General features: G+C 39.9%; 17 protein-coding genes and 1 pseudogene. 8 read left to right on the plus strand and 10 right to left on the minus strand.

The window, feature by feature from the left end; translation table 11 throughout:
• The first annotated feature begins 29 nt into the window (after window positions 1-29).
• Entirely contained in the window at window positions 30-575 is a 546-nt protein-coding gene (locus tag AC0VYI_RS04205; RefSeq protein ID WP_475447512.1) for a hypothetical protein, read from the plus strand.
• 21 nt (window positions 576-596) lie between these two features.
• Here AC0VYI_RS04205 and gmtX read toward each other — a convergent pair whose 3' ends face one another.
• The 3 genes from gmtX to AC0VYI_RS04220 are packed head-to-tail and all read right to left on the minus strand — an operon-like array spanning window position 597 to window position 3,927.
• The gene (gmtX, locus tag AC0VYI_RS04210; protein ID WP_475447513.1) at window positions 597-1,196 is read right to left on the minus strand and encodes a gamma-mobile-trio protein GmtX; all 600 of its coding nucleotides are present in this window, start codon (window positions 1,194-1,196) and stop codon (window positions 597-599) included.
• 9 nt (window positions 1,197-1,205) lie between these two features.
• Entirely contained in the window at window positions 1,206-1,913 is a 708-nt protein-coding gene (locus AC0VYI_RS04215; RefSeq protein ID WP_475447514.1) for a hypothetical protein, read from the minus strand.
• Window positions 1,897-3,927 carry a VPA1269 family protein gene (locus tag AC0VYI_RS04220; RefSeq protein ID WP_475447515.1) on the minus strand — a complete coding sequence of 677 codons (2,031 nt, stop codon included), beginning with the start codon at window positions 3,925-3,927 and terminating at the stop codon, window positions 1,897-1,899. Before AC0VYI_RS04220 ends, AC0VYI_RS04215 begins: the two co-directional genes overlap by 17 nt.
• A gap of 156 nt (window positions 3,928-4,083) precedes the next feature.
• Between AC0VYI_RS04220 and AC0VYI_RS04225 the strand changes: the two are divergent.
• Window positions 4,084-4,310, plus strand: a pseudogene (locus AC0VYI_RS04225) (helix-turn-helix domain-containing protein); the annotation flags it as partial.
• 378 nt (window positions 4,311-4,688) lie between these two features.
• On the opposite strand, the gene AC0VYI_RS04230 reads toward AC0VYI_RS04225, so the two are convergent.
• A complete protein-coding gene (locus tag AC0VYI_RS04230) occupies window positions 4,689-6,086 on the minus strand; it encodes a DEAD/DEAH box helicase (protein ID WP_475447516.1) in 1,398 nt (465 codons plus the stop codon).
• The gene (locus AC0VYI_RS04235) at window positions 6,083-6,583 is read right to left on the minus strand and encodes a hypothetical protein (RefSeq protein ID WP_475447518.1); all 501 of its coding nucleotides are present in this window, start codon (window positions 6,581-6,583) and stop codon (window positions 6,083-6,085) included. The genes AC0VYI_RS04230 and AC0VYI_RS04235 overlap by 4 nt, the downstream gene beginning before the upstream one ends.
• Before the next feature lie 91 nt (window positions 6,584-6,674).
• Between AC0VYI_RS04235 and AC0VYI_RS04240 the strand changes: the two genes are divergently transcribed.
• The 5 genes from AC0VYI_RS04240 (at window position 6,675) to AC0VYI_RS04260 (ending at window position 11,131) form a co-directional block, all read left to right on the plus strand.
• Window positions 6,675-6,884 (plus strand): helix-turn-helix domain-containing protein, encoded by a 210-nt coding sequence (locus tag AC0VYI_RS04240; RefSeq protein ID WP_475447520.1) that lies wholly within the window; start codon window positions 6,675-6,677, stop codon window positions 6,882-6,884.
• A 464-nt stretch (window positions 6,885-7,348) separates the two neighbouring features.
• Window positions 7,349-8,881: an IS21 family transposase gene (gene istA / locus AC0VYI_RS04245; protein ID WP_475443430.1), complete on the plus strand. Its 1,533-nt coding sequence runs from the start codon at window positions 7,349-7,351 to the stop codon at window positions 8,879-8,881.
• Between the two features lie 9 nt (window positions 8,882-8,890).
• Window positions 8,891-9,631, plus strand: a complete 741-nt coding sequence (gene istB / locus AC0VYI_RS04250) for an IS21-like element helper ATPase IstB (RefSeq protein WP_475443432.1) — start codon at window positions 8,891-8,893, stop codon at window positions 9,629-9,631.
• Between the two features lie 748 nt (window positions 9,632-10,379).
• A complete protein-coding gene (gene greB, locus AC0VYI_RS04255; protein WP_475447522.1) occupies window positions 10,380-10,865 on the plus strand; it encodes a transcription elongation factor GreB in 486 nt (161 codons plus the stop codon).
• A 146-nt stretch (window positions 10,866-11,011) separates the two neighbouring features.
• On the plus strand, window positions 11,012-11,131 hold the full coding sequence (locus AC0VYI_RS04260) for a M48 metallopeptidase family protein (protein WP_475447524.1): 120 nt from the start codon (window positions 11,012-11,014) through the stop codon (window positions 11,129-11,131).
• A gap of 315 nt (window positions 11,132-11,446) precedes the next feature.
• Here the strand turns inward: AC0VYI_RS04260 and AC0VYI_RS04265 are convergent, their stop codons facing one another.
• The 5 genes from AC0VYI_RS04265 to AC0VYI_RS04285 form a co-directional block, all read right to left on the minus strand.
• A complete protein-coding gene (locus AC0VYI_RS04265) occupies window positions 11,447-13,045 on the minus strand; it encodes a hypothetical protein (protein WP_475447526.1) in 1,599 nt (532 codons plus the stop codon).
• Window positions 13,046-13,047: 2 nt separating this feature from the next.
• Window positions 13,048-14,169 carry a nucleoid-associated protein gene (locus AC0VYI_RS04270; protein WP_475447528.1) on the minus strand — a complete coding sequence of 374 codons (1,122 nt, stop codon included), beginning with the start codon at window positions 14,167-14,169 and terminating at the stop codon, window positions 13,048-13,050.
• 288 nt (window positions 14,170-14,457) lie between these two features.
• Window positions 14,458-15,264 carry an ImmA/IrrE family metallo-endopeptidase gene (locus tag AC0VYI_RS04275; protein ID WP_475447530.1) on the minus strand — a complete coding sequence of 269 codons (807 nt, stop codon included), beginning with the start codon at window positions 15,262-15,264 and terminating at the stop codon, window positions 14,458-14,460.
• Complete coding sequence (locus tag AC0VYI_RS04280; protein WP_475447532.1) at window positions 15,245-15,673, minus strand: hypothetical protein; 429 nt, start codon at window positions 15,671-15,673, stop codon at window positions 15,245-15,247. Before AC0VYI_RS04280 ends, AC0VYI_RS04275 begins: the two co-directional genes overlap by 20 nt.
• Window positions 15,673-16,212 (minus strand): hypothetical protein, encoded by a 540-nt coding sequence (locus AC0VYI_RS04285; protein ID WP_475447533.1) that lies wholly within the window; start codon window positions 16,210-16,212, stop codon window positions 15,673-15,675. The genes AC0VYI_RS04280 and AC0VYI_RS04285 overlap by 1 nt, the downstream gene beginning before the upstream one ends.
• 130 nt (window positions 16,213-16,342) lie before the next feature.
• Here AC0VYI_RS04285 and AC0VYI_RS04290 point away from each other — a divergent pair, with 130 nt between their 5' ends.
• Window positions 16,343-16,708: a metal-dependent hydrolase gene (locus AC0VYI_RS04290; protein WP_475447535.1), complete on the plus strand. Its 366-nt coding sequence runs from the start codon at window positions 16,343-16,345 to the stop codon at window positions 16,706-16,708.
• Window positions 16,709-16,725 lie beyond the last annotated feature (17 nt).

The raw sequence follows: 16,725 nt of genomic DNA on the forward strand, positions 1-16,725 counted from the left end.
CTAGAGACTGAGAAAATGAAGAGAAAAAGGTGTCCGGATTAAAACGGTACCGGTGTCCGGAATCAGCGGAATATGCAAAAGATAAACCATTAACTTTAAAGGATATAGAAAGTCTCAAGGTATTTATTCTAAGTATTCTCTCTGAACGGTGTATGGATTTGTTTTATATCGATACTAAAGAAAAGAGGATTCCTTTTGAGGAGACTCACTCTTTAAGGATGTATATTGAGGATAAACTATGTGATTACTCCTTAGCGCAAATTTATTCAGTGTTATCTTTTAGCTCTAAACAAACTGCATATCATTTATATTCAAAGGATATTTCTGAAATTGTCAAACCATACGTTTTGGCTAAAATTTTTCGTGATAGCTTTGAAAAATTTGAAAAAAATGAGACAGGAATCTATATTTCAAATAAAGATACCTCTCACTTTTATTCTGCATTTGAAGAGTTTTCTTGTACTTATATTTTAAAAGGAAATATATCTAATTTTAATAAGCTTAGTGTTAATGAAATAATTAAGGAATGGGTCAATATTAATGATCCGAAAATGAAGTATAAGCACTCTAAGTAAAAATTGATGATTATTATTGATTTATAAATTATTAATGCATTTTTTAATCGCTGGTATTGTTCCCACAAGAAAAATTCTATTTCCATTGATGTCAACGTAGCCTCCAAAGTCGTCCTCAGAAAAAGAAAGTTTTCTTTTGAATTGCTCACTTAATAAAAATTCTAATGCCCTTCTTTCTATAGGCGTAAGTTTCTCGATTTCATTTTTTTGTTTATAATCTTTTATTTCCACTAAGTAATTTGGAGGTATTATTTCATTTAGTTCTGATTTTAATTTTTTATTTTCATGGATCAATTGTTTAACTAGTATTTTTGTGGTTGAATCTTGAATTCTATCAACCCAATCATTATCTCTTTGCGAAAGCCTTTTAGGGTTTTTCTTTTCTGACTCTGATTTAAAATATGAAATTAGGGCCTGATATTTTTCTCCAGATTTATTTCGAATAGATTGTGCTTTCGGTACTCCTTTCCCTTCGCCTAACCTTGCAATTGTAGTGTATGAAAAATCAACTTCACCTTTCTCTAGTTGAGAGAGACAAATGACATACAAGGCGTCGAGTGAAGATTGTGTTCTCTTACTGCTGCCAGATTTTAACTTTTGAAGTAGTTCTTTCGTATTCAAGACGGATTCCTAATAGCCGAGCCTTTGGGTGGCGTTCTCAATAGATGATTTTATGGCAACCTGAATTTCTGACGGCTCTATTTTTTCTTCTGCCCCAAGGTCTATTAGAGTAACTCGACCAGTCACAAGCTCATTAACTCGTTTCCAGCTACCAAGACGAGTTTTCAGTAAATTACATATTTCATTACCAACATTAAATTGCTGTTCTTCTGTTAGCATAAAAAGAGTGGGAGCGATATTGTTCATAGAGGCCATGCGATCAAGTAATTGCGATCTTGGATAAATTGCTCTCTTTGCGTTAGCTGAAGTATAGATTGTAGCATTTTCACAAATTTCTTGTAGCTGCTCAAAGTGACTAGTTTCTTCTATTTCGAGTAACATGTTTGCATCTTGTGCTTTTAGAAGCGTTGGAGTCGACTTGTCGGTATTACTAGATTCATCTGCTGCTATTAAGCATTTATTTACTAGTGTGTAAGAGGCTTGTAAGTCACACAGCAAGACATCTAACTTTTTGGCGGCGCTCTCATACTCTGATTCTTTTTGTCTTAGCGTAATCTCGAGACTATGCCTATTTGGGGCATTGAAATCATCTCCTCGCGCGTTTGCCATGAACTCTTTTTCGTCTAAAATATTTAATTCTGATTCTATTGAGTCAATGCTATTTTGTATTTTGTTGCAGATTTCCGACTGACAGTTAGATTCAAGTAGTATTCTCATTCGTGATTGATAGCAATCCTCCAATAAAAGCTGGGCCAGTAATAAAGTGGCGACAACGTAAGCAATTTTGGCTACCCAGATATCCTTGTGGAACAGGAGATCTGATTTGACTGTTGTTTATTTCCTCTCCTCCATCAAAGCATTGGGAAGCTGCGTAAGGGCAAATGCCATAATCACGAAATATATAGTTTCCCGCTGGAATGGTGTTAGTGAGAGATTTCAGTAAATCATCATTGTTTGATATAAGAGTATTTTTAACTGACTCAATTTGATTGTGCTCAATTACTTTCTGGGTTTCTATAGCCTGTTTTTGTAGAGCATTTTTTTCAGCCGCTTCTAGTTTCTTACGAATTTCTACATTTGAAATCTTTACGTAATAAATCGACATTACTACAGAGCTGTGTCCTACAATTTTCATGACTACTTCAATAGGCATTCCCATGTCCATAATGTAGGCGGTTATCAGGCTTACTCGCATGGAATGAGGTGTGTATATTGATTTATAATGACTTAGGTTAGATTTAATTGTTTTAAATTCAGCTAGTTTTAAATTTGTTGGTTGGATGTTGTGTAATGTAGCAGCTAAGCGTGTGGTCAGTGCAGATGACGGATTCTTTGGTTCTACGTCACCAAATGCTCGGAAAAGAAAACAGTTCACCCCTTTAGCTTTTCGTTGGGTCTCATTTAGGTTGGTTCTGGTTAGAGTAAGCCATGGAGTAGGTTTGCTTATAGAATTGTATTTCTGTTGCCACTTTCTCAATTTGACTAGCCAGTAGGCTAAATCATCAGGCATATATGGAATTGAGTATTCTCTGTTTTTTTCACTAGTTTTGTTCGTTGTAACAAACATGCCAATGTTATCATTACCATAGTCTTTAATAAAAGATTGAGCTTTTGTTGTATTCGCTAAGTGACTATAGTTGTGTTTCCAAATGACTTTTCCAGATTTATCTAAATCTGCAATTTTTGCATCGCCTTCCCCTGAGTCATTATAGGCAATTTGTCTTCCTCGAAGTGGTACTCTTAATAATGCGTATAAATGAATCCAATCAGTGGGGCACCATAGGAAGTACTTTCCATTTAATACTTTATATACACAGTCAGGATCCATTTTGTCGATGATATTTTTATCGACATTTATCCAATCAGCTTCAAATATTTGAATGTGTTTAAGCTCTCTAAGATTCTTTTTCCCTTCTGGGAAAATCCATTTGCTGGCATTTTTAACAAAATGATATGGCAAACATGCTTTAGTCGATTCGGAGCGGTGTGGGGCTGTTACGCTTCTATCTGTTAAAAATAGAGTTAGTGGGTTTCTTGCACCGGTAATGCGTAGAATTTCTCCCGTATCTTCATCTTCAATGGTCAGATAATTATCAAGAACATAATCTAGAAACTCGTTTGCATTTTTAATTATATTGCCTTTGGTGTTATCACTAAAATTTCCGATCTCACTATGTAAAGGCTTTAAAAGCGGCTTCTCAAGCATCATAAAACTTTGTGGGGAGTCGGCTATGTTATATTTCTCAATATATAACCGAACAAATCGGCAGAGAGAGGTTACTTTACTTTCTCCTCCTCTTGCAGTCCTCATAAATTCTTCTATGAGTTTACGCCACTCCTTATAGTCTGGGCTTATATATTGAGTTCTGAAAGGTCGTTCTTTTCCTAAAAATGTATACCAGTCAACCCATTGGTTAGGGTAAGCAGTTTGTGGGTCCAAAGGAAATGTTGGATCTTTTTGTTCTTTCACAAATTTTTTATATGCTGCTTGGCTCTTAATCTTAAGCGGTTTTATAAGCTTTTTTAGTGACTCATAGTCAATAAAGTCAGGTATATCAAAGAAGTCATAAAAGCTGACCCAGTCCCTAGCAAAAGTTCTTTCTGGATGTGCTGGGAATCCAATGTGCTTAGAATATTCCTTTTTATACTCCGCAGAGTTGCTGATACCTAGCTCTTTACATTTTTCTTTGAGCTGCATGAGGGTGTATGAATAAAAACTGGCAACTTGCATTATATCCTCTGAAACTAATCCGGCGCTTTTTCAATGATGATTTTTAATATTGTCTATTCATCAGTATCTGTTAGCTTTTCTAGCTGCTTAACGATCTCTTCTTAGATGTCGTTATCATAAAAGAAGCAACTTAGTGGCACATCTAATCCCTTAGCTATGTTGCATACTAACAATCCCATTATTAAACACAAAGAGGGTTTGCTCAATCTTGTAGAAAAAATGGGTAGCGTCTCAAAAACTTGCAGGATCATGGGCGTATCACGAGACACGTATTATCGTCATCAATAGCTGGCTCAAAATGGTAATCTTGATGGGTTAATCAACCGTTCTAGACGACCCCCAATCTGAAAGATAGAGTGAATGACACAATGGACCCCCCTGTGTCAGGATAGTTGTCGCCTCAATGGTTTTTATTAGGTGACGTTTCGCAAGAGACTCTACGAGAGTCGAGGAACTCTGCAAAAGATCTAGACTATTACAATAATGACCGAATTCATCAGGTAAAAATGTGTTGAGGAAGAACGTCATTAGACATATTACTTGATGGAAAAGCTATCTGGGCAGAGAAGAATCTAACTCGGATCTAAACTGACAGACTCTAATTCAAAATGAGATAACTGTCAGGTTATGTCTGAGCTAGTACAAGTGATGCATTTATCGTTAATGAACAGCTACAGCATGCATGGGATTGTTTCAGCCTCCAGACGGTTGTGAATCAACAAAGTTTCATTATTGCTAATTTGATCTGCTAGTTCCATTTCTTAGAGTGATAAAATAGTTGTCCGATAGGAATCCTTACAGAAAGCCATTCTAATAGAATGTGACGCTTCTGAAGCTATGTCGTGGAGTCTATCAAATGAATTAGTATGGCTGGTTGATATAGTTTTCATAGCAGTAAAGTCGTTTTTTTCTGAGCTTTGAGTGGATGCATTTGAGTCAGCTGTTTTTATTAGAGTCTGCTCTTCAATGACTTTTATTCTCATCGAATCTTCTGGTAGATCCTGGTTAATTCGTTCTGAATATTCAATTAGCTTTGGTTCAGCAAATGCTATCATGGAACAGGGTTCGTCTGTTTTTTGGTTTATTCGTAGAATTCGTCCAAGTACTTGGCGAAAGTAAAGTTCTGTTCTAACATTGCTTAGATAAGCGCAGACCTGTAAGCGTGGAATGTCCGTACCTTCACTTACCATTCCGATAGATACAATCCAGTCAACCTCTGAGCTTTGAAACTCTCTGATGTTTTCGTGGGCATCAACTTGGTCATAACTAACTACGATAGCACTCTCATTAAAATTATGGATAATAAACTGAGATATCCGACGCGCTTGATCAATTGATGAGGCAACAACTAACCCTGCGGCACGAAGGTGTTTTTCTCTAATTCTAATCAGCTCCTCATGGGCATAAATCATGAGCTGACTTAGTGAGTCTTGATGAGTGAGCAGTTCGTTATATTTTAGCTTCTCAGCCTCAATTGCCTGGCGAATACTACTAAATTTATGAGTTTCAGAATTCTCTTGAACATCAATAGAGCTATTATCGAGCAATATTAAACTAGGTCTCCTGCAAACCTTATCTCTAACCGCGTCGCCGAGCCCATAGACAAAGTCTGTATCAAGCTCTTGAGGCTCCCCAGAATAGCTCTGAAGCGCTATTTTTGTGCTGTCTGATCGCCAAGGAGTACCGCTCAAAGTTAGCGTTAAGGGATTGCCCTCTGATATTAAAGAAACTAGCAGCTGCCCCCATTGATTAGATGTGCTACTTACACCTGAAGCACAATGATGGATTTCATCAGAGATTATTAAAACTTTGTAGTTCTTAATAACATGTGCGAGTTCTTGGTAAGAATATTGGATACCTTGATAAGTAATAACCAAGCCTTTTGCGCCTATTTTGCCATCAAAACGATCATTTAATATATTGCTGAAGGTTTCTTGAATGCTGTTCTGTACACTGACTGAGGGGGCAAAGCAAAGAACGAAATCAATGTGGTCAGCATCTAATAAGCTTTTTGCCAACGATGCAGAGAATCTTGTTTTACCGGCACCTGGTGCAGCAACACACATAAAATTTTGCTGTCCAGTTTGATAGATTTCTAGTGCTTTGGATAAACAGTTCTTTTGCCAAGTTCGTAATGAGAGATTTTGCATTTTCTTCATGAGAGCGCATGTAATATGGTTTGAGTGCTGGTTAGTAAGCCGTTTAGTGTTATCGCTCGCTTTTTCGCTTCACTTTTTTTAGATATCAACAAATCAAGTTGAGTGGGCAATATAGATTTCATCTCTTCATAGCCTTGGGCTTCCGCAATGCATAGTTCAAGTTCATACTCAAGTTCAGCTTTACGCTTATAGAGTATATCTTTCTCGCTCTTAACAACGGAAATGGGTATAGTTTTTTGCTTATCAGCTTCCTCTTTGTTTTTAGCCTGGGCGTAATAAGTGCTCTTACCACTCTTTGAGGCAACGACTAAGACGCCAGATTTAACTAAACGATGAATTTTTAGATAAATAGCGTGTCGCGCTCTTTTCATTTCTATCGGGTTGTTCTCACCGTATTTTTCAACATAGTGTTTGAGTACGTCATTTATAGTGGTTTTGTCTTGATCCGTTGTTTGGAAGTACTCCTCCACAACGCGAGAGATGGGCTTAGATTTCAAAATAACTATCTCAATTTGCAAAAATACGGATTATAGTCCGTGGAGATATAGTCCGCAATTAGCGATTGTATTTCATTTTTAAGATACTAAAATGAGAAACATAGCAAAAGAGGTTGGAGAGCTAATTCGGAATCAGCGTAAAGCTAGAGGAATTTCTCAAGAAGTGCTAGCAGCGAAGTCCAAAATTGACCGCAGCTACATGGGGCGTATAGAAAGAGGGGAAGTTAACGTCACTCTAAAAGCACTTTGGGATATTGCTGAAGCCATGGATATCTCTACAAAACGGTTAATCCCTGATTGATATTGGCTAGTAGTTTGTTCTTTTTGATGTGTTACAACGACAAGCCTTTGCTGTAACAGTTCTATATGCCCATGTAAGGTGAGTATGCGCCGTCGACGTTGAAAACGTGTTGAACGCGCTGAAAAGAACTCCTTTAGCCAATGTGCCTCATTGCCAGCAACCCTGTACAAAAACATCGCTCTTAAGAGCTTCATCACCTCCCAGACACCCAATCTGGGGGCATGATTCTCCTGCTGCATATACCGGAGCAATCCGGACACCCATTCCGATATAACTCGGACACCCATTCCGTTTTTATCCGGACACCTATTACGCTCTAAACCGGACACTTTTTGGCTTTCCCCGGAATCCCTGTCCGGATTAGCGTAAACCCTGTCCGGATTCACCGGAATCCCTTCGTTTTCTCTTTTAAATCAATCGCTCACTACACTTGGTTACACCTAATACGTTGCCAGGAAGTGATCATGACCAGAAAGAGAACCTCAATGACCAATATTAAAGAGATTTTGCGTCTCAAACATGAGTGCCATTTATCCACGCGGCAGATTGCTTCTTGTTTGAATGTCGGCCGCTCTACCGTGTCCGATGTCCTGACTCGTTTCAAACAAAGTGACTATTATTGGCCCCTTGCCAGTGACGTTTCCGATACCGATCTGTCTAAAGCGCTGTATCAAGAAAAACCGGCTAATCGCCTGAAAGTGATGCCGGACTTTGCGTACTTTTTTATCGAACTCAAGCGCAAAGGGGCGACGAAGCAATTGTTGTGGGAAGAATATGTTGCCGAGCACCAAGAGCGCACTTATGGCTACAGCCAGTTCTGCGAGTACTTCCGTCGTTGGCTCGCCACACAAAAACGCAGTATGCGTCAACTCCATACCGCAGGTGACAAGTTATTCATTGATTATTGCGGACCGACTATCCCGATCGTCAATCCGGAAACGGGCGACGTTCGCCACTCACAAGTGTTTGTCGCCACACTGGGAGCGTCTAACTACACCTACGTTGAAGCCAGCGAAAGTCAAAAGCTGGAGCATTGGCTACAGTGTCACGCCAATGCGTTTGAACACTTCGGTGGCGTTCCCGCTTTATTGGTGCCAGACAACTTAAAAGCTGCCGTGACAAAAACAGATCGTTATGAGCCGAAACTCAACGACAGTTATCGTCAGTTAGCGCATCACTATCAAACCGCCATTATGCCGGCTCGTCCCTATAAACCCAAAGACAAAGCCAAGGCCGAAAATGCGGTTCTGATTGTCGAACGCTGGATCATGATGCGCCTTCGTCATCGCACCTTCCATACCCTAAGAGAGCTGAATAATGCGGTTCGAGAGCTGATGAACGCTCTGAACCAACGGCCGATGCAAAAGATTGGCGTGAGTCGCCAAGCCCTTTTTGACACCCTCGATAAACCCGCGTTGAAACCGTTACCGATGCAGAAGTATGTCTACACAGAACATAAACGCGCCAAAGTGGGACCGGATTACCACATTGAGTACGCAAAGCATTATTACTCGGTACCGCATCAGCTTGTGGGTCAATATGTGACGCTGGAAGCGACGTCGCAGATCATACAAATCTTCCATCAAGGTCAGCCCGTCTCGTCTCACCCAATCAGCCGAAAAGACTATGGTCTGAGCACCCACATGGAACATATGCCGAGCCATCATCAACATCAAAAATGGTCACCAGAACGCTTAATCGGATGGAGCAAGCAGATTGGTGTCGCCACCGAAAACGTCATCAAACAACAGATCCTGTCCAAAGCCCATCCAGCCCAAGCCACTCGTCGCTGTCTTGGCATACTGAGTCTCGCGCGCAAACATGGGGATGTCCGCCTAGAGCAAGCCTGTCAGGATGCCTTACTGGTCAACAAACCTTCTCTGCGCTTTATCCGAAATCTGCTCGATCATCATCGGGAAGGCACACTGTCTCTTCCTTCTGACTCGACACCCGACACCCCGCACAGCAATGTTCGCGGGCCACACTGCTACCACTAGGAGAACAACATGAATCACCTGACTGAACAACTCAAAATGCTGCGACTGAGTCATGCCGTTACCGCGTTAGAACAACAACGAGAACAGTTAACCACCTATGGAGAACTGGACTTCGAGCAACGTCTCACACTGCTCCTTGACAGTGAGCTGCTAGGCAGAAATCATGGCAAAATCGAACGGCTCAAACGACAAGCAAAACTGCGCGTAGAAGCCAGCGCCAGCCAACTACTCTACAAAGAAGGGCGTGGACTAAAGCGCATCCAACTAGGAGAACTGTTGACAGGAGGTTACCTGCAAAAGCATCAAAATATCCTCATCACAGGCCCAACGGGCGCGGGCAAAACCTATGTTGCCTGCGCCCTTGCCTCACAGGCGTGCGAGCAACTTTATAGCGTTCGCTATCTGCGCCTGAGTCGACTGCTGGATGACCTCAGCCTTGGCCGCTTAGACGGCACCTATCAAAAACAACTTGCCGCCCTCGCCAAAAAGCAGCTGCTGATACTCGATGACTGGGGGATGGAAAAACTCAGTGCCGATCATGCAGGCCATTTATTAGAGCTTTTAGAAGATCGTTACCAAACCAGCAGCACGATCATGATCAGTCAACTGCCAGTGAAAGAGTGGTACAACATGATAGGCAATGCCACGGTTGCGGACGCTTTACTGGACCGTTTAATCCACAACAGTCACCGCATAGAACTAGGAGGAGAATCGATGAGAAAACTGGCGCAATCCGGACACATGGAGTAAAACTAGAGACTGAGAAAATGAAGAGAAAAAGGTGTCCGGATTAAAACGGTACCGGTGTCCGGAATCAGCGGAATATGCACCTGCCTTCATTAGCAAACAAGCCACAGGGTGACGCTTCTTATTCATGACACAATTGCTCCATACCACGCGAGAAGGCGAAAACACTTTTGCCGAATGGAAACATTTTTCGCTCTCGCAACTGGAATGGTTCACTCCGCCCTAGAGCGCCAAAACTGCACCGAGTGGACTTCCCAAAGCTTCTTTCTAGTTGCCAGAACCTTATTTTCTGTGTCTCAAGAATTTATATCTTACCCTTGCAAGGTTAGCCATATAGCTAACTTTGATTCTATCAAGTATAAAGTTAGCTATATGGCTAACATTATCCTCATCATATATGCAAATTACTATGTTGTTTCCTGAATTTAAGTCCGAAATGACGTACCTTTTATGATTTTGTCTACAAAGGTAAAAAGCGCCAGCGCACCAAGCTTGCTAAATGGCCAGCGGTGACCGCGAAAACCTTGGAACCACAGACAAGAATGATAAGCGATATTAGTCCAGTGAAATTGATTTTGAACCAATGGAAGGTGACTTGCTTAAACAGGTCAGTGATCTCGGCTATCCTTTGTCTTCTCTGGTATTATCAGCGTTGTCCATAAACGGAGCAGGGGGCAAGTCATACAGATTCTTATGTCTTCCCAGGAACAAATTTAATTCATCAAACAGCATAAATACTTGGAGCAACCGAATGCGAGCGAAGCTTATTACCCGCGAAGGTCATCAAAAACTCAAAGACGAAGTTGATTTTTTGTGGCGTAAAGAGCGACCTAAAATAACTGAGATAGTGACTTGGGCAGCTGGGCTTGGCGATAGGTCTGAGAATGCTGATTATCAATACAATAAGCGTCGTTTACGTGAAATTGATAGAAGAGTTCGCTTCCTTCGAAAAGTCCTAGAAGATATTCAGATAGTTGATTACCACCCTCAGCAAGATGGGAAAGTCTTTTTTGGGGCATGGGTTACGTTAGAAGACGATGATGAAAAGACATTGCGCTTTCGGATTGTGGGAGGTGAAGAAATCTACGGCCGCGATGATTACATATCGATAGATTCCCCAATGGCGAAAGCGTGTTTAGGCAAGAAAATAGGTGATGAGCTTATTGTTCGAGCTCCATCGGGAGATAAAACTTGGTATGTACTAGATATTTGCTATGAAAAAGAGACGAGCAACTGATATTTCGATAAGAATTATTCTGTAAGTAGAGTTTGGTAAGACCTTAGTCAACCCCGCTCCAAACTGTGCTATTTTCAGTCTTCGTAGAGCATAAGGAAAGACCATTTTATCTCGATTTCTCTCCTTTTTGATGCTCACTGATAACTTTGAATCCTCATCTGGCTAAAGCGCCTCGTGAATTTATCGACTACGTTATATTGCATGAGCTTTGTTATATTTCTGAGCACAACTACAGTGAGCTCTTTTATCGGCTTAAGGTGGTATGAAGTGAGTGTTTATTCATCTATCCCTAGGCCTCGTATTCTAGCTGATAATACCTGGAGTGAGTGCAAACTTTTAGTTATATGTGAGCTTTTCCACTGGAAAGACCTAAAAATAGCATGACGCTTCTTTCCTGAAACTCCATTATTCAGGGACGATAAATTACTATGCCACTACAATCCGATGGAAAATTATATCCATTTAGTTTTTTTTCTTTAAATAAAGAGTGATACTGTATGCATAGGTTAGCGCGAAAACACTAATGATTAAGAGAAATGCAAGACAATTTAAGCCCTCTTAGGTTTGAATCTATTTAAGAGTTATCTATTTTTGTTTTCGGTCTCTTCTATCTGTGTTTTATGTGATTTTTTTTCAGTATTATTAGACGACGCAGGCATGTGGTTGCTCTCAGGATTAGGTTGTTTTTCCTGCCAAAGCTCTTTTTGTGGCTTCAGATTTGTAGGAAGAGGTTCTGTTTTTTTATTTACTTCTGATTGTGGTTGTACTTCTAAGGCAGCATCATGATTCAATATGCTAGGAATATTCCAGGAAAATATTGATAGTGCTATTGAAGAAAATATTACCAATAGCATAGCTTTTAGATACAGACGTTTATATGGGGCAGTTCTGGAATCAATAAGATCGCTTACATCTCTGTGAGAAATATGATTTCGAGTGGTATCCTTCCAATGAGACAAGTCATCCAGCGCTAGAGTCAGTGTTAGCCTTTCAAAAAATATACGGATCAATGGGCTGATGAGTAAATAGCCTGCTAATATCTTAAATAACCAGTGAACATTTTCAGAATCAAGTAATTCTTCTTTTCCTATTAAGCGTGAAAAAAGCATAATTGCTAGGAAAAAAATTGCTGATAAAGCATCTTTAAACAACCCTGATACCAAATCATTGGTTGATTTCGAATACCCATCAGTAGCTGACTTAATATCTTTTTGAAAATCAGATAGCTCCTTTGCATGAGCTTCTTTTCTATCTTTTATAACGAATTCATATTTATCTTTAGCTTGATCAAGGGCATTCGCTAAGTGAGCATAAATACTTGGAATTAAAGATGTGTTATCACCTAAATCTAAACTCACCCTATCCATAACTAAGAGCAGTCGAACTTGAATTCGCTCTTCATAAACCCAAGAAACAATAGATTCTAATATTGCTAGTTGTGATAAATCACAGCAATGATTTTCATCCACCAGTTTCATATTTAAACGCTTTATGCCCGATATGACGATGTAATTTGACCCTAAGAATTCTTTTGATAAAGCGACACCAAGTAGTTGCTCGTAGGCATTATAAAAAGGTTGTGTTAAAGCACATACTTCAATGTCATAGGGTAGTCGGTAATTTAGTGGCTCACAAATTGTTTCTGCTTGCCCAACAAAATGTGTTTGAGCCTTGATATCCGTGCTACTTGGAATCGCAATACTGTCGCTATTTTTAAATATTGATGGAGGCTGTTGTCTACACAAAGATATAATAGACAAACGCTCTCCTTGAACTTGGAGATCTCCAAATCCAAGCCAGATTACAGTCGATCCAGAATTGTTGAGGCAGCCGTCTTTACTAAACATTTCTGATGTTAGTTTTTGCAGCCAATTTAGATAAAAGTCCACTGAGAAGAACAGTATTTGTTGGATGTGGTCCTGAATATCTGCCTCGACCTCACTTTCAAGGATGTCTTGTTTTCTTATTATCGCTCTACATATTGCGTTATCTGGAATTTTTTCGAACTCACTCCAATCATCCTGTAACTCACCTTCCCAACGCAATTTTAAAGGGGAAAGCTGGCTCACCTCCACGTTTTCTAGCGCTCGGATTTGTGATGGATTGAATGTAAACTCGATTCTATCATCGAGTTCAGACATCTTAGTATGTTCTGCGAGGATATTTAACGTTTTAAGCATACTTAGGTCATTTCAAATTGAGTTGTACGAATTGTTATAATTTTCTCACCATTTTCTTCAGAGATATTGATGTTATTTTCAACCAACTCTCCTTTAAAAAATATGGTTACATCTTCGCCTGTAACTAATTTACTCTTGCGGTTTGAGCCTGGAATTGAATTTGGACGGGACTCGAAAACTTGCCCAGCTATTTCCTTTTCAGTAAGCATATTAAGTAGCGAAGCTTTACACTCAGTCTGTAACTGTTGATATCGCTCTTTATCTTGTTGTTTCTCGTCAGAAAGATCATCTTCCATCAACTCTGAGGGAATAAATGTTCCCAGCACATGATCAATATAGCTGTCTGTAGCGAATTGCTCATGTGAGTCAAAGTATGAAATAGATCGGGCCTTAATATCGGTGTGCTTAATGTGAGATGGCAACCTACCGGCAATCTCTTTTGACCAGTCAGTTGTACTAGCAACTGCCTTCTTTGTTAATGAAGAAGGGTTATCTCTTACAATTACTTGCAAAAAGCTTCTAAAATAGTCTGATATTGCTTCATTCGTATCTTTATCTTTTCCATTTTTACCGCGCTGTAGAGCGATAACATCCCAAGCGAACTCAGTTCCTGGATCTATAATGGCCCACTTTTGTAGCGCTCTCGGCGTATCTGCCAATGAATCAAGGATTCTTGTTAGCGAAACGATTTGTCTTCCATCTACGTTATTTCTTCTTTGCTGGTAAACGGTTGTAAAGTCAATTTTGAGGAAAGAAAGTAACTTATGGCGCTCATCGCCAACTAGTACAGAGACGACTGCAATTATGAAAACTCCGTCATTCATTGTTCGATTATGAGCTGTAGAAAATCGCAGCGCTAGCATTCGTGATTTAAGAACTAACAATGTCGCATCATTCAAAATTTCGACACAATCGATTCGGCAATTATTATACTCTGGATTTGAAAATAAAAACTGGGTTCCCTCACAGGATAGCCTGATTTGCCTTTCAAAGAACTCTTTTTGCTCTTGTTCTAAAGATACTTCATCGTTAAAAGATGGTTCATCTGAACCATGACGAATGACATGATATATGAAATTTTCAATTTGAAGTGATTCAATAACACTCGGTGTTAAGACTGTCATACAGCTCCCTGCTTAATTTTTATTATTAAAATCAAAGATATTGGACTTTATTATAAGTTAATACATCTGTTATATGAATATTGTATTTGCCCTTACAAGTTTAAACCGCCCTTAAGTTGCTATAGCCAAGATTAGAAGTTTATAACGGGTCAAACAAAAAAGGTAACTATGTTCACTCAAAACGGGCATATCTTTTCTGTCATTGGCTATGGTGGGGACTGTCAAATTTGGTCCAACTCAAACTTACAAAACTGTCAGATCAAGTCGAGACTAATACATATGAAGAGATTATTCGTTCATCTCTTGTTTTTCTATGAGTTGCCAGATAGGTTCATCGTTTTCCCACCAAACAAGAGTTATAAAACTATCACCGTGATAGTGGAAGGCGTTTTCATGGACTACACCCAAGCCAGTGACGTCAAGCTTACACCACACTTCTCCATCTGTTAACCCATATCCTGATTCTTTGCCTCTATGTATCAGTTCATAGACTCGTGAATGTTTGGGTGCAAGTTGGGGAGGTAAAAATTCATATGGTAGATATTTATTTGCTTTGAATAATCGACGTTTTCCTTTCGAGTCATACATAGCAAAAAATCCCATGTGTTGTTGGCTGCTGATTACGCGCCTAAGCGCGGCCATGAAACTAACATCGAATAAATTAACTACTTCACTAAGCAGGGACTGATCAAATGGTCTATCTTTCAATATAGGGTTCAGCAGGTAAGAAGGTAGCAACAATTCTGATGCGTATTCATTAGCTATTACTTCCCGCTGCTTCTTTGTTCCGTATGGAGAGTCCATATCATGCTTGGAACAAAGATTTCCGACTTTTCCTCTATCTTTGAACCAATGCCCTAGTTCATGACCGATAGAAAATCGTTGGCGTTGTGGACTACTTGTTTCGTTTACCGTAATGGTAGCTTTGTCGCCTGCGCCAATAATCATCGCTTCGCAACCAGTCAACTTACCCTGAAGCACTGTGGCAGAACGGTCGAACGCTATTGCTTCAATATCGATTTCCCTAGGAGAAGTTATGCCATAACGGTCAATATAGAGGCTTTCGACATCCAGTTTAATCCTTGTTATCGTCAAGCTCTACAACTCCCATATTTACTAAATCTTCAAGTATTTTTTCAGCATCGTTATCCGTAAACTCTTCTCCATCGCGAAACGCTAGAGTGAGATTCTCCGGAAGTTTTCCCTGACCTAGAAGCTGAATCAGCATACCCTTGGCGTCCATTCCACTTTTAGCTAGCCTTTCTCGGATGTTCGACTTTTTGTATGACTTTCGTTGTCTTTCCAACCCTTTACGTGCTGCTTGTAACACACCAGTTGTGGCAGGTTTTTGTTGTGCTGTAAGTGTTGAAGTAATTCGTCCTTTTATAGCTTCTATATCTGATACAAAACCGCTTAGTTCTTCATTAAGCTGGTTCCTAGACATATTTGCTATTTTATCAAGCATAATGTCATCCAGTAACTCATTTGCTTCCTTGTTTAACATTACATAGACTCCTTTATCTGCGATGCGGCTTTTCTTATAACTCTTCTGCGCGTAGTGTCATACGCCTTCTCGTCACCACCAAATACGCCTTCAATAATTTGTGATTTCTTGAGGCCTTGTTCAGTTGCACCTAAAAAGGCGTTAGCAGTTTCGTCTTCTTTAAATAGGGAAAGTATATTTTTCCACTGTTTATCTATTGTCGTCGAAGTGGTTTCCTGTGTACTACTATAGTTGGAAATTTCTTCCAAAGACGTTGTATTTCTCATCGCCTCATCACTGCGCTTAGTGGCCATCTCGTAACTGACACTTTTAATGATCTGGTTTATTGCTGTGGATATTTGAACATCTTTTGGCAAGTGACGTTTGCTTTCCAATATCCTAACTATCGCTTCGTTCAACAAATCCCCTCCCTCTATTGGTAAGTCGTACTTACCGACAAAGAAGTACGCAGCTCTCATGCATTTAAGTATGTCGTCTTCGCTCATACTTTGAACTTGCCAGGCCGCTTCTTTGCTATCAAAGTATTCGTATCCTTGCATCTACTACTCCATTTGGCGCTAAAAATTTATTTTCTGGACATTGTCCAGTTTTGTTTATTTTTCCGCCTTAGTTAATAAGCACACATTTTCTTTGAAAATAAAGAAATAAAATTAATAAAAGGAAAAATAAATGTCCAGTGGAACTACACATATACTAGTCGGAGTGGGAGCGGTAGGCCTTGCTGCACTTGCCGATGACACCCCGCATCCTTTAACACATAGCTTTCTATTTACGCCGCTCTTAGGCTGCGTCGCCGGAAAGCTTCCAGATTATATAGAACCGGCTATACACCCCAATCACCGTCAGTTCTTTCATAGTATAACTGTCATGGGCCTACTAACAGTTGGTCTTGTTAAAATATATCAGTGGAAACCTGAAGAGTCGTTAGAAAAACTCATCAGAGGGTTAGTTTTACTCGGTGGGGTAGGATATTTAAGCCATTTACTTTGCGATTCAACAACACCAAAAGGTTTGCCTCTTGTTGGCAAGCTATAACAAAACAAGGGGTACAA

This window comes from Marinomonas sp. 63XJN7_9_ISO-PGPR-S23-217 (genome assembly GCF_056173515.1).